At 67.7% G+C, this 12,633-nt stretch carries 12 protein-coding genes; 2 read left to right on the top strand and 10 right to left on the bottom strand.

From position 1 onward, the window contains the following. Positions 1 to 2: 2 nt before the first annotated feature. The 5 genes from VJ162_RS03985 to VJ162_RS04005 all read right to left on the bottom strand — a co-directional run bounded on the left by VJ162_RS03985 (position 3) and on the right by VJ162_RS04005 (position 4,812). Positions 3 to 287: a thiamine pyrophosphate-dependent enzyme gene (locus tag VJ162_RS03985; protein ID WP_324662526.1), complete on the bottom strand. Its 285-nt coding sequence runs from the start codon at positions 285 to 287 to the stop codon at positions 3 to 5. After that, positions 275 to 1,636 (bottom strand): NAD-dependent succinate-semialdehyde dehydrogenase, encoded by a 1,362-nt coding sequence (locus VJ162_RS03990; protein WP_324662527.1) that lies wholly within the window; start codon positions 1,634 to 1,636, stop codon positions 275 to 277. Before VJ162_RS03990 ends, VJ162_RS03985 begins: the two co-directional genes overlap by 13 nt. A gap of 64 nt (positions 1,637 to 1,700) precedes the next feature. Beyond that, the gene (locus tag VJ162_RS03995) at positions 1,701 to 2,735 is read right to left on the bottom strand and encodes a phosphate uptake regulator PhoU (RefSeq protein ID WP_324662528.1); all 1,035 of its coding nucleotides are present in this window, start codon (positions 2,733 to 2,735) and stop codon (positions 1,701 to 1,703) included. 110 nt (positions 2,736 to 2,845) lie between these two features. Continuing rightward, on the bottom strand, positions 2,846 to 3,919 hold the full coding sequence (locus VJ162_RS04000) for an ATP-NAD kinase family protein (RefSeq protein ID WP_324662530.1): 1,074 nt from the start codon (positions 3,917 to 3,919) through the stop codon (positions 2,846 to 2,848). Between the two features lie 200 nt (positions 3,920 to 4,119). Continuing rightward, positions 4,120 to 4,812, bottom strand: a complete 693-nt coding sequence (locus VJ162_RS04005; RefSeq protein ID WP_324662532.1) for a competence/damage-inducible protein A — start codon at positions 4,810 to 4,812, stop codon at positions 4,120 to 4,122. A 74-nt stretch (positions 4,813 to 4,886) separates the two neighbouring features. On the opposite strand from VJ162_RS04005, the gene VJ162_RS04010 reads away from it, so the two are divergent. Next, positions 4,887 to 5,939: an ATP-binding protein gene (locus VJ162_RS04010; protein ID WP_324662533.1), complete on the top strand. Its 1,053-nt coding sequence runs from the start codon at positions 4,887 to 4,889 to the stop codon at positions 5,937 to 5,939. A gap of 9 nt (positions 5,940 to 5,948) precedes the next feature. Here VJ162_RS04010 and VJ162_RS04015 read toward each other — a convergent pair whose 3' ends face one another. Together VJ162_RS04015 and VJ162_RS04020 are read right to left on the bottom strand one after the other, a co-directional pair. Then, the gene (locus tag VJ162_RS04015) at positions 5,949 to 6,824 is read right to left on the bottom strand and encodes an alpha/beta hydrolase (RefSeq protein WP_324662534.1); all 876 of its coding nucleotides are present in this window, start codon (positions 6,822 to 6,824) and stop codon (positions 5,949 to 5,951) included. Between the two features lie 81 nt (positions 6,825 to 6,905). Continuing rightward, complete coding sequence (locus VJ162_RS04020; RefSeq protein ID WP_407066823.1) at positions 6,906 to 7,277, bottom strand: Hsp20/alpha crystallin family protein; 372 nt, start codon at positions 7,275 to 7,277, stop codon at positions 6,906 to 6,908. Between the two features lie 205 nt (positions 7,278 to 7,482). Between VJ162_RS04020 and VJ162_RS04025 the strand changes: the two genes are divergently transcribed. Continuing rightward, entirely contained in the window at positions 7,483 to 9,846 is a 2,364-nt protein-coding gene (locus VJ162_RS04025) for a PAS domain S-box protein (protein WP_324662537.1), read from the top strand. Here the strand turns inward: VJ162_RS04025 and VJ162_RS04030 are convergent. The 3 genes from VJ162_RS04030 to VJ162_RS04040 all read right to left on the bottom strand — a co-directional run bounded on the left by VJ162_RS04030 (position 9,828) and on the right by VJ162_RS04040 (position 12,321). Continuing rightward, positions 9,828 to 11,558: a glutamate--tRNA ligase gene (locus tag VJ162_RS04030; protein WP_324662538.1), complete on the bottom strand. Its 1,731-nt coding sequence runs from the start codon at positions 11,556 to 11,558 to the stop codon at positions 9,828 to 9,830. The two genes, VJ162_RS04025 and VJ162_RS04030, sit on opposite strands and share 19 nt — an antisense overlap. 78 nt (positions 11,559 to 11,636) lie before the next feature. Continuing rightward, positions 11,637 to 11,948: a DUF7521 family protein gene (locus tag VJ162_RS04035; protein ID WP_324662540.1), complete on the bottom strand. Its 312-nt coding sequence runs from the start codon at positions 11,946 to 11,948 to the stop codon at positions 11,637 to 11,639. Between the two features lies 1 nt (position 11,949). Beyond that, positions 11,950 to 12,321 (bottom strand): ArsR/SmtB family transcription factor, encoded by a 372-nt coding sequence (locus VJ162_RS04040; RefSeq protein ID WP_407066824.1) that lies wholly within the window; start codon positions 12,319 to 12,321, stop codon positions 11,950 to 11,952. Positions 12,322 to 12,633: the final 312 nt, after the last annotated feature.

Genomic DNA, 12,633 nt, shown 5'->3' on the forward strand with positions numbered 1-12,633 from the left:
CGCTACCCGACGGCGATTTCGACGAGCGACATCCCCCCGTCGACGGCCGCCTCCAGGTCGTCTCGCAGTTCCGCCCGTGTCGTCGGCCGATAACTGTCGATGCCGAAGCTCTCGGCGAACGTCCCGAAGGACGGGTTCGTCAGCCGGGTCCCGAAGGAGTCACCGGTCGCGTCCCGCTGTTTGGTCGAGATGAGTCCGTAGTCGTCGTCAGTGAACACGACGACGGTGTACGAACAACCCAGCCGGGTAGCTGTCTCCAGTTCGGCGGCCTGTACTACTCGACCCACACCGTCTTGCGGTTGGTGAACTCGCGGATGCCGACGGCCGACAGTTCCCGGCCGTAGCCGGACTCTTTCACGCCACCGAAAGGGACCCGCGGGTCGGATTTGACGAGCTGGTTGACGTAGACACAGCCGGCGTCGATGCGTCTTGCCACCCGCTCGCCCCGCTCGCGGTCCTCGGTCCAGATGCTGGCCCCGAGCCCGTACTCGGTGTCGTTTGCCTTCCGGACCGCTTCCGCCTCGTCCTCGACCTCGTAGACGGCCGCCACGGGACCGAACAGCTCTTCGCTGTCGGCGGGACAGCCCTCGGGCACGTCGGTGAGGACCGTCGGCGGGTAGTAAGCGCCTTCCCGGTCCAGTGGCTGGCCGCCCGTCTCGACCGTGGCGCCGGCGTCGACGCTCGCTTCGACCTGCTCGTGGAGGTCCGCGAGCAAGTCGGGGCGGGCCTGTGGCCCGATGTCGGTTCTCTCCGCCGTCGGGTCGCCGACGGTGAGCGACTCGACCGCCGCGACGAAGCGGTCCAGAAAGTCGTCGTAGACGTCCGTGTGGACGACGAACCGCTTGGCGGCGATGCAGGACTGGCCGCCGTTCTGGTTGCGGGCCCAGGCACCGGTCTCGACGGCGGCTTCCAAGTCGGCGTCGTCGAGCACGACGAACGGGTCGCTGCCGCCGAGTTCGAGGACGGTCTTCTTGAGGTGGTCGCCGGCCACCGAGGCGACCGCGCGCCCGGCCGGCCCGCTTCCGGTCACTGTCGCCGCCCGCACGCGGTCGTCGGCGACGATGTCCTCGACGCGGTCAGAAGGTATCAACAGCGATGTGAAGACGTCCTCGGGATAGCCCGCCTCGGCGAAGACCTCCTCGATGGCCTTCGCACAGCCCGGGACGTTCGAGGCGTGTTTCAGCAGGCCGACGTTGCCGGCCGTCAGATACGGTGCCGCGAAGCGAAACACCTGCCAGAACGGGAAGTTCCACGGCATCACGGCCAGCACCGGGCCGAGCGGCTCGTAGACGGTCTTTGCCGACGACCCCGGCGGGCTCGGATGGGACTCGGGCGCGAGGTGGGCGCTCGCGTGGTCGGCGTAGTAGTCACATCCCCACGCGCACTTCTCAACCTCCGAGATGGCCTGCTCGATCGGTTTCCCCATCTCCTCGGTCATCGTCTCGGCGTAGTCGCGCTTGTTCTCTCTGAGCACGTCGGCCGCCGATGAAAGCAGCTCCGTCCGCTCGCGCAGCGGCCGGTCCCGCCAGCGGTCGAACGCCGCAGTCGCCCCTTCTATGGCCGCATCGACCGCCGACTCGCCGTCTTCCTCGTAGGTCCGGAGCGTCTCGCCCGTCGCCGGGTCGGTTGCTCGCATAGTGGAGACCGTTCGTTCCGGAGACGGATAAAATTTCAAACCGCCGATACTTCGTCCGGGAGCCTCACTGAATCGTCGTGTGTTCGGACTCCTCGTCGAGCGCGAGGTTCGTCGCGATTTCGGCGTTCCGGACGGCGTACTCGGCGGTCTGCTGGAGACTCACGAGCACTTCACGGACCTGGAGCAGGTCCTCGTTGTCCATCTCGGGCAGGTCCGTGAGGATGTCCTGTTCCTTGTCGTCGATGCCGGCGTAGGACTTGCGGACTTGGATGGCGGTGTCGTAGTCGCGCTCGACGGCTGCCTGCACCGCGAGCTGGGTTATCTCGTTTACCTCCTCGGTGAAATCGCGGATGCGCCGCATGGTCGAGCTGTCGACGTTCAGCGAGTGGTCGTTCGTCTCCAGCGCGATCTCGGCGATGTCCTCGGCGTTGTCCGCCGTGAGTTCGAGGTTCTTCGCGATGGAGCGGTAGCCGATGAGCGGGAAGCCATCGTCCAGCCCGACCGCACGGGCGAGGTTCGGGTTCTGGTAGGAGGTGAAGATGAGCCGAAGGAGGAGCACAAATATCTTGTTTGCCTGGCGCTCCCGGTTCAGCGCCCGCTGGGCGAGGTCGGGGTTGCCGTGGGCCAGCGCCTTGACGGCCTCGTTGCGCATCGTCGAGCCGGTCGATTCGAGGCGTTCGAGCAGGTTATCGAGCGTGAAGTCTTCGGGGTCGACCGAGCAGCGAATCGTGATTCTGTTGGGCGTCTCCTCGATGACGCCAAGCCCCATCAGCTGGGTCTCGGCGTTGTAGACGGCGTTGATGTGGGCCGATTCGAGAGTCTGGTCGTCGGGAGCCTCGACGTGGATGATTCGCCGGCCGAGGACGTACTGGGCGACGATGGCCCGCTCTACGGCGTCGGCGTCGAGGTTCTCCGCGTGGATGACCGCCTCCGACTCCTCTTTCTGGACGGATTCGGGCATCACCGTCAGCGTCCCCTTCCCACCCATCCGGAGCGAGACTTCGTCCCCTTTCTCGACGTCGTGGGCGCTTGCCCACTCCGCGGGAAGCGTCATCGCCAGCGTCGACGGCCCGAGTCGTTGGACTTTCCGCGTTTCCATATACCCTTGGTTGCTCATCGAACACCTTAATCTTCACTATACAGCATATAATCTGCCGGAGCATATACAATCGTTTAGAACCGCGAAGTGAGACCCCACAATCGTCAGTATCAGGCAAGCACCTCGACGAGCCGGCGCTCGTACCGGCCCACACGGACCTGTAGCCAGCCGGCCAGTTCGGCGTCGAGGTCGGGGTCGCCAGTGTCGACCCGCAGGGCGCCAACCTCGTCGAGCTTCCGCCGGGAGGCGACGACCTCCACATCACAGCGCTCGATGACCGCCGGGGAGAGCTGCTGGTTCCCGCGCCCGAAGACGAACCCCTGGCCGCCGATGGGCGAGACGACGATGACGTTCCGGTCGGTGAGCGCGGCGAGAACGTCGGATTCGGCGGCGTCCAGTGCCACCACTTCGCCGTCGCGCCAGACGTCGACGCCCAGCGTCGTCCCCTCGAAGCCGAGCCGCTCCTTGATAGCGCCGACGGTGCTGCCCGGCCCGAGGACGTAGGTGACGCCGTCCTCGACGCTCTCGGCGACGCCCTCGGCGAGCGTCTCGACGGTGCCGCCACCCAGCTGCTTGGCCGACTGTCGCTGGTCCGCGACAGGCACCGTCGCCACGGCCCGGAGTTCGGTCACCACCTCGCCGCCGCGGAAGGCGTCCTCGTCGATGTCGTTGACCTCCGCGGGCTCGGTCTCCGAGAAAGTCGCGACGATGCGGCCGGCCGCCCGCGGCGAGACGCCGAAGACAGACGAGTACACCTTCACCCCCGCCGGAACGCCCAGGATTGGCGTCTCGTCGTCGAGTTCGTCGAGCGTCGCGGCCACGTCGACGGCCGTGCCGTCACCGCCGACAAAGAGGATACAGTCCACCGCCCGGTCGGCGAACGCCCTGACGGCCGCCCGGGTGTCCGCGCTCGTCGTCGCGTCGGAGTCGGACGGCTCGCCGACGACTGTCGGGTCAAAGCCCGCCGCTCTGACAATGGACTCGCCCATCGGGTCGCCGTAGGTCACCACCTCGATGTCCCGGCCGACCCCGGCCAGCGAGTCGAGCGCCTCGCGGGCGCGCTCGGGCGCTCTCGGCTCGGCGCCCCGCTCGCGTGCCTCCGCGACTTTCCCGTCGGTGCCCTTCAGGCCGACGCGGCCCCCCATCCCGGCGATGGGGTTGACGACGACAGCGATACGGCGCATACCCGGCATACTGCACCCGGCGGCAAAAGGGGTCCGGGAGCGTGTCATTCAAGACAGCGGCCGCTGAAGGGGCGAGTATGTTACAACCCCTCGCGTCGGGCGTCCAGCCCGGTGTCATCAACGCCTCGGGCGCCTTCATCACTCTCGGCGGCCTCGCGCTGACGTTTGGCTGGCTGGCGTACCTCTACCGGTAACATCCCTCACTCCGCAACCGGCTCGACCCGCTCGCGGAGCCACGCCGCCGCGTCCTCGACGGCCTCGGTGTCGGTCCCCTCGAAGCGGACGGTGACGTACTCGCCGGGGTAGCTGCCGACCTTCACCGGGAACAGCTCTCTGACCCGCTGTATCCGGTCAAGCAGCGCGCTCTCGGGTTCGGCCGCGTCGACGGTGACGACGTGGCGCGTCTCCCCCTCGAAGTCGTCGGCCACCTCGGCGAACATCCGCTTCATCTCCGTGGGGACCCCCGGGAGGACATAGCAGTTCTCGACGACACAGCCCGGCGCGACGCCCTCGTGGTTCGGGAGCGGGCGGCTGCCCGCCGGAATTTCCCCGGTCCCGTCGGCCAGCTCCGCGTGGCTGTAGCCGCCGTGTTCGGCGAGCCACTCGACGGCCTCCTCGCTCTCGACGGCCTCCCGGCCGAAGGCGGCGGCGACGCCCTCGATGGTCACGTCGTCGTGGGTCGGCCCCAGTCCGCCGGTGACGATGACGGCGTCGTATTCGGCGTGGTACTCGTTGACGACGCGGGCGATGTCTCCGGTCCGGTCCGGGAGCGTCGTCATCCGCTCGACGGTAACACCCCGGTCCCGGAGCTGTTCGCCCAGCCACGCGGCGTTCGTGTTGACCGTCTCGCCGACGAGCAGTTCGTCTCCGACTGTGACCACCGCGACGCGCATGCGCCGGGGTAGGGCTGCCGGCTACAAATACTGTCGGACCAAGGTTGAAATACCGGCCCGGGACCAGCCCCGCTGTGAGCTTCGTACTCGGACGGGACGGCGGTGTCGAGGCTGGACCCGTCGGCCACCTGGGGTCGTATCGCGCCCTCGACGGGAGCGAGGGCGCGCCACTACATATCGACATCGACGGTCCCCACGCCATGCTCGTCGTCGGGAAGCGCGGCTACGGGAAGTCCTACACGCTGGGGGTCATCGCGGAGGCGCTCGCGCGTGCCGAGGGTGTCGCCCCGGTCGTCGTCGACCCGATGGGGGCGTTCGGCCCGCTGTGCGAGGCGGCCGACGGCGAGCCGGTGCCGGCGACAGTCGTCGAGGCCCCCGCGGTGCCGCCGGACGCGCTCGACCCCAAGTCCTGGTGTTCGTTGCTCGGTCTCTCGCCCGAGAGCGGCGCCGGCAGTCTGGTCTGGCAGGCCGCCGGGGAGGGCGGGTCGCTCGCGGCGATGCGGGCCCGCATCGAGGACACCGACGCGCCCGAGACGGACAAGCGGGCCGCGAGGAACCATCTCGACCTCGCCGAGTCGTGGGACGTCTTCGACGAGGACGGGATGACGGCCGCCGACCTCGGGAGTGGTGAAATCACGGTCGTCGACGTCTCGGGGCTCGACGCCGCACCGATGAACGCAGTCGTCCGGGCGATAGGTGAAACGCTGTATCGGGCCCGTGTGGACCGGGATATCCCCCGCCTCCCCTGGCTGCTCGTCGACGAGGCCCACACCTTCTTCGACGGGGTGGCGCGGTCGGCACTGGAGACGATACTCACACGTGGTCGCGCGCCCGGTGTGAGCCTCGTCGCGGCGACACAGCGACCGAGCGTCGTGCCCGAGGTGGCCATCTCGCAGTCGGACATCCGCATCTCGCATCGGCTGACCGCCAAGGCGGACCTCGATTCGCTGGCGGCCGCCCAGCCGACCTACATGGAGTCGTCGCTGGGCGAGCGGCTCCCGACCGAGCCGGGCCAGGTGGTCGTCGTCGACGACGCGACGGAGACCGTCCACGCGGCGCGGATACGCCGCCGGGCCACACCACATGGCGGGGACAGCCCGAGCGCCAGCGACGTGAGCGGCGACTGAACGGGGGCGCTATCGCGGCGGGAAATCGGCGTCGTCCGGAACGCCATCGGGAGCGCCGTCCGGGACGTCACCGGGCACCCCTCGACCGTGGTCACTCGGCGCCGACAGCTGCCGCTCCAGGAACTCGGCGGTCGCGTCGTAGGTCTCGTCGTAGTGAGCGCCGGCAAACGGGAAGCCGTGGCCGCCGGGGACCTCGCGGTGTTCGACCGTCGTCAGCGGGTCGAGCGTCTCGGCCATGACCGCCGACTGCTGGGGCGACACGACGCTGTCGTCCTCCCCGTGGAGCAAGAGGGTGGGTGGCATCGACATGTCGGCTTGCTCGACCGGCGAGGCGAGTTCGTAGGCCGCGGGTCGCTCCTCGGGCGACCCCCCGAGATACAGTTCCTTGCGCTGGTCCAGCCCCATGCGGAAGTCATAGACGCCGCTGTAGCCGACCACCGCCGACAGCGCCGACGACGCGCCGGGGTAGCGCTCGGGTTCGAGCGCCGGGTCGTCGGCCGTGGCGGCCGCCAGTACCACAAGGTTCGCGCCGGCGGAGTGGCCGACGGCGGCGATTCGCTGTGAGTCTACCTGCTCGGCCTCCGTGCGACACCACTCGATTGCCGCCTTCACGTCGACAAGCGCCGCCGGGAACGTCCACTCGGGTGCAAGCCGGTACTGCGGTTCGACGACCAGATAGCCGGCCTCGGCGAGGTCGATGGCGTGGCGGGCGAACTCGCCCTTGTCACCGACGGTGAAGCCGCCGCCCCGGACCAGCACCGCGACCGGTTTCGGCCCGGTCGCTGCGGTGTCCTCGTAGGCGTCCAGCCACAGCGTCTCGCCCTCGGACTCGTGGAAGGGGATATCCCGACGGACCGTGACCGTCGTCTCGTCAGCTGGGTTCACGGACGGTACTCCGGCCGAGGCCGATAAAAATACGTCGGGGCCCGCGGGGCGCCGCGTCGACCCGGCGCGGGCCCACGGTACTCAGCCCTCGATTTCGATGGGTGTGCCCCGCGTCGTGGCTCCCTGTGTGACCGGGAGCCGGACTTCGAGGATGCCGTTTCGGTACCGAGCACCGATACCCTCGTCGTCGACGCGCTTGGGGAACCGGAAGCGCCGGTGGTACGTGCGGCGCTGGTTGCGCTGTTCGTCCTCGGTCTCGGCGGCGATGTTCAGCATGCCGTCGTCCCACGTGAGGTCGATGTCCTCAACGTCGAAGCCGGGGAGTTCGACGCGCAGCACGAACTCCCCGTCTTCCTCGTACAGTTCGTAGTCGTCTCGGCCTGTTTCGAAGAACTGTCCTGGCAGGTCGAGCTCACGCATCCACGAACTCGGTGTGGTCGTGGGTAACGCCATAGCTGTCACCTCGGTTCCATTTGGTGGTTGCCAGCGGTTCGTAATAAATGCCACGGACCGCGTGGTTAGATACCGTACCACAGACCGGCTCGCTCGCTACGGGTCTCGCCGTTTACGGCACCAATCTGTAGCCACAGCGGATACCGCCCTCTCGATGGCGTACCGATAGAACAAAGAGGAAAAATAACGCACGTTCAGGGAATCAATGTACGAGCGGTTCGTTCTCTCGCTCTATCTCCTCGGGGGCGTCTCCGCGCTGTTCGCCGGGCTCGCCTGGCGCAAGCGGACGGAGCCGGGCGGGACCCCCATGCTGGTGTTTTTCCTCGCGCTCGGTGTCGGGGCGTTCGCGTACGCCAGTGATATCACCGCCACGACGCTTTCGACACAGCTTCGCTACAGGCAGGTGGCGACGGTGGCACAGAGCGTGGTCGCCATCTCGTGGCTCTGTGGCGCCCTCCAGTATGCGAACTTCGACCGGTCGCTGACCCGCCGTGTCGTCGCCGTGCTGGCGCTTGACCCGCTCTTTCTGGTCGTCGGCTTCCTGCTGCCCGGCATCTCCCTCTTCGAGCTTCCGTCGACGGGGACCGCCGGGTCCCTCCTCCACGCCGTGGACACGCAGCTCACGCCGCTTTTTCTCGCCCACATGGGAACGATTCTCGTCACCGCGCTGGCCGGGACCATCGTACTCGTCCAGCTGTTTGTCCGGTCGCGGCACCTCTACCGGACACAGGCCGCGGCCGTTCTGGTCGCGGCGCTTGCCCCCTGGACCGTCGCTCTCACCCAGCGGTACTTCCTCGAAGTTCCGGAGGACGCGACGATATTCGCCTGGGGCATCTCGGGGGTCGCGATGACGGTCGGGCTCTATACGTTCAAAACGCTGGACCCGGTCCCGGCGGCCCAGTCTGCCATCGTCGAGACCATGGGCGACGGGACTGTGGTCCTAGACGTCGACGGCCGGATCAGCGACGTCAACCCCGCGGCCAGAACGCTGCTGGGCGACGAGGGGGTCGTGGGACAACCCATCGAGAGCGTCATCGAGGAGTGGGAGCGGGTACAGGCCGAGGACGGTGACCACCGCGACTGGGAGGAGCTCTCGGTGAACGAACGGTTCCTGGAGGTAGAGACGACGTCCTTTACCGACCGGTTCGACGACGAGGTTGGGACGCTGGTGGTGCTTCGCGACGTCACCGACCGGAAGCGCCGGGAACAGCGCCTCGAACAGTACAAGCTCATCTTCGACTCGGTCACCGAACCCGTCTACGTCCTCGACGGCGACGACCGCATCGTCCGGTACAACGACCCGTTCGCGGAGCTTGTTGGGTACGACAGCGAGGCCCTCGTCGGTAAGTCGATATCGGCCGTCCTGGGGCCGGAGCCGACGATCACCGACGGCGGGTTCAGCAACCGCACGGAGGCGACGGTCCGGACGGCGTCGGGGACGGATGTCCCCTGCGAACTCGACCTCGCCCCGGTCGAACTCGACGACGGCGACACCGGCCGTGTCGGCATCATACGGGATATCAGCCGCCGGAAGGCCATCGAGTCCGAGCTGGCACAGACGACAGAGCGCCTGGAGACACTCGTCGAGGCCTCGCCGCTGGCCATCGTCGCCCACGACACACGGGGCATCGTCGATGTCTGGAACCCCGCGGCGGAGTCGCTGTTCGGGTGGGAAGCCGAGGAGGTCCGGGGCGAGCAACTGCCGGTTATCCCCGAAGAGAACAGCGAGCAACTCCTAGAGCAACACGAGCGGATACAGGCCGGTGACCACCTCACGGGGTGGGAGACGGAACTGCGACGCAAGGACGGACAGACGGTTCCCACCAGGGTTTCGGCGGCCCCGATACGGGACACCGACGGCGACATCGTCGGGACCGTGGCCATCATCGCGGACATCACCGAGCAGAAGGCCAGAGAGCGGCAGCTCGAACGCCAGAACGAGCGGTTAGACGAGTTCGCCACCCTCGTCAGCCACGACCTCCGGAGCCCCCTGCAGGTCGCGGCGGGGCACCTCCAGCTCGCGCGCGACACCGACGGTGACGGCGCGTCCCACCTCGACGACGCCGAGAGCGCCCTGAAACGGATGGAACAGCTCATCGACGACACCCTGTCGCTGGCCAGACAGGGGCGGGCCATCGGCGAGACGGAGCCGGCGGCGCTCTCGACGCTCGCCGAGCAGGCGTGGGCGAACGTCGCGAGCGAGAGCGGGCAAATAGCGATCGCGGACCCGCCGACCGTCGACTGCGACCCGGACCGGGTGGTGGAGCTGCTGGAGAACCTGTTCAGCAACGCGATACGCCACGGCGGCGGGACCGAGACGGCGCCCGTGACCGTGACCGTCGGCGGGCTGGACGAGGGGTTCTACGTCGCCGACGACGGGGCCGGCATCGCCGAGAGCGAGACCGAGAAGGTGTTCGAGTCGGGCTTTACCACGGCGGAGGACGGGACGGGCTTCGGGCTCGACATCGTCCGGACCATCGCGGACGCACACGGCTGGCGCGTCACTGTCACCGAAAGCGAGTCGGGCGGCGCCCGGTTCGAGTTCGCCGTTCAGGGGTGGGCGAAGTAGGCGACCGACTCGCCGTCGGCGTCCAGGCGGTCGAGGCGGGCAAAGCCGATGCGCTCGAACTGGAGCATGTCGTCGGGCGCGTAGTCGAGGACGCCGGGTTCGGTCACGCCGGTCACGTCGCCGTCCATCGTCCGCAGTCGGAGGTCGGGGCCGTCGGCGGGCGCCCAGTGGACCACGTCGACGCCCTCCTCACGGACCGCCGTGATATCGTCGCCGACGTACTCGAAGCCGTCGTCGGTGTGTCGCACGCAGCCATAGCCCTTCAGCCAGACCCGTTCACCCTGTGCGGGCAGGTCGTCGCCCTCGACGGCAACGCCCGCCGTGACGGGGATCTCGCGACGGCCCCGCTCCTCGAAGTCGGGGTGTAACGGCGGGTGCCCGGCGTCCGGTCCGCCGACGACGGCACGCTCGACCAGTCCGCCGTGGGACGGGTCGTCCCGGACAAAAAAGGCGCGGTCGGTCTCGTCGTCTATCATGTCGCGGTTGTTCGCATAGACCGAGGATATCGCGAGATCCACGTCGGAGGTCGAGGTGCCCAGTTCGACCATCGCGTCGACGAGTGCCTCACCGCGGATGCCCCGGCGCCGCAGGCTGGCGACCGTCGGCGCGCGCGGGTCGTCCCAGCCGTCGAGGTCGCCCTCGGCGATGAGTTCGCCGATGGTCGAGGTCGACATCGACACGTCGTAGGCGTCGACCTGGACGTGGCCCCAGTGGACGACCTCGGGGTACTCCCAGTCGAAGTAATCGTAGACGAAGCCCTGCCGCTTGGCCGAGTCCTGCAGGTCGATACCCCGGATGATGTGAGTGATGCCCAGCAGGTGGTCGTCGATACCGCTCTGGAAGTCGAGCATCGGCCAGCAGCGGTAGTCGGCGGCCTCCTCGCGCGGGTGTGGCGTGTCTATCATCCGGAAGGCGACGAAGTCACGCAAGGCGGGGTTCTTGTGGGTGATGTCGGTCCGCACCCGAAGGACCATCTCGCCGCTGTCGTACTCCCCGTCGACCATCGCCTCGAACTCCTCGGCGACGGTCTCGCTGTCCTTCTCGCGGTGGGGACAGGCCTCCCCGCTGTTTTTCAGGTCCGAAAAGTCCCCCTGCGGACAGGAGCAGGTGTAGGCGCCGCCCAGTTCGATGAGTTCGCGGGCGTGGTCGTAGTAGATATCGACGCGGTCGCTGGCTTTGACCACGTTGTCGGGCTCGAAGCCGAGATAGCCGATTGCGTCTATGATGGCGTCGTAGGCGTCGAGGTCCGGGCGCTTGGTCTCGGGGTCGGTGTCGTCGAAGCGACAGACGAACTCGCCGTCGTAGCGCTCCTTGTAGGTCCCGATGACCGCCGCCATGCGGGCGTGGCCGATGTGCCACGGCCCGTTGGGGTTCGGGGCGACCCGCATCCGCACCTCGCCCTCGTCGGCGTTTGGCAGGTCCGGTAGCGGGTGGTCGTCGCCCTCGTCCTCGCTCTCTATCTCGTCGAGTCGATCCGGGGCGAGTTCGGCGATGCGCTCTCTGCGCTCCTCGCCGTCCATCCCGTTGACCCGCTCGACCACCGGCGCGATGATACCGGGTATCTCGTCGCCGTACTCCCGGAAATCGGGGTTTTCGCCCATCAGTGGCCCCATGATGGCCCCGACCTGTGCCTCGCTGTCGTGTTTGACCGCGTTGAGGAGGGCGTTCGTCTCGGCGGCCTCCTCGATACGCTGGCGCAAGTCCTCGTCCATGGTCGAACGGTCCGACGGGCGGCCTCAAAACGCCGTCGGGTTCGGTTTACCGTCCCGGGAGAGGACCGCGGGGCCCGGTCAGCCGCGCCGGTGGAGCGAGTACGCGATGAACACCACACCGAGGAACTGCAGCGTGCGCGTCACCAGCGTGAGCGACTGCTGGAATCGGACCGGGAGAATCCCCTCTCTGAGCAACACCGACCCGACGAAGGCGATGCTGAACGCGACCGTCGTGAGCAAGAACAGTCCGAGCGAGAGAAACCGCATCGTCGGGCTGTCGTGTCGCCTGTAGCCGCGGTAGGCCTGGTAGCCGATATACGCTCCAACCAGGGTCGAGCCAAAGGCAAAGCCGACGATGAGCCAGTCGACCAGTGTGGGTAGCGAAATCATATCACAGGTTCTCCCACATCTTGGTGAACCGGTCGGCCGTGTCGTCCTCCGCTTGCCCGGGAAACGACGGCGCTGTCCGGCGGTCGATAGCCGATTCGAACGACCCGTCCTCGAGTTCGAGCGCGAACCGCGAAAGCGTCGCCACGTAGAGCTTGTAGTCGTTGCCCCCGGTCTCTACTTTTGTCCGGGCCGCCACCAGCTCGTGTTCCTGAAGCGAGCTGATTCGGCGATACACCGTCGGCTCCGACATGCCACACTGTTCGGCGAGCTCGTTTGCGGACATTGGTCTTTCACTCGCTGCCGCGAGGATGTCCCGGGCGTACTCGTCGCTAAGCAGGTCGAGAACGTCCCCCAACGCCGGGTCCTCACTCACGTACGGGACCAACCACCGCCGGTTGCATAAAAGGTCCTGCCACTTTCCGAGCCAGAAGCCGTCGTCCGACAGTCGGCCACGCGTCAGCGGGGAAGGAGGGTGGGTGGAAACCACGGAGTTGGAGGGAGTGGAGGGGGGACCGCACGGCGGGGACGGCTGGAACGTGGGCACGGCAGGCCGGGTGGGGAACCCACAGTGGGCAACTTCGATGCGGGAGTCCCGAAGCGAGGAGGGCTAGGCAGTGGGGACCACCGCCTCCCGCAACTCGTCTGTGGACCGCCGGGGACATATAAATCGGAGCCGAGTTTCTGA

The organism is Haloarcula sediminis, from assembly GCF_035656455.1.
Classification (GTDB): Archaea; Halobacteriota; Halobacteria; order Halobacteriales; family Haloarculaceae; genus Haloarcula; species Haloarcula sediminis.

What these genes read in the sequence shown, in the direction of transcription:
- VJ162_RS04025 (WP_324662537.1), top strand. Translation starts at nt 7,483, where the DNA reads ATGTACGAGCGGTTCGTTCTCTCGCTCTATCTCCTCGGGGGCGTCTCC.
- VJ162_RS04000 (WP_324662530.1), bottom strand. Translation starts at nt 3,919, where the DNA reads ATGCGCCGTATCGCTGTCGTCGTCAACCCCATCGCCGGGATGGGGGGC.
- VJ162_RS04030 (WP_324662538.1), bottom strand. Translation starts at nt 11,558, where the DNA reads ATGGACGAGGACTTGCGCCAGCGTATCGAGGAGGCCGCCGAGACGAAC.
- VJ162_RS03995 (WP_324662528.1), bottom strand. Translation starts at nt 2,735, where the DNA reads ATGGAAACGCGGAAAGTCCAACGACTCGGGCCGTCGACGCTGGCGATG.
- VJ162_RS04005 (WP_324662532.1), bottom strand. Translation starts at nt 4,812, where the DNA reads ATGCGCGTCGCGGTGGTCACAGTCGGAGACGAACTGCTCGTCGGCGAG.
- VJ162_RS04035 (WP_324662540.1), bottom strand. Translation starts at nt 11,948, where the DNA reads ATGATTTCGCTACCCACACTGGTCGACTGGCTCATCGTCGGCTTTGCC.
- VJ162_RS03990 (WP_324662527.1), bottom strand. Translation starts at nt 1,636, where the DNA reads ATGCGAGCAACCGACCCGGCGACGGGCGAGACGCTCCGGACCTACGAG.
- VJ162_RS04020 (WP_407066823.1), bottom strand. Translation starts at nt 7,277, where the DNA reads ATGGCGTTACCCACGACCACACCGAGTTCGTGGATGCGTGAGCTCGAC.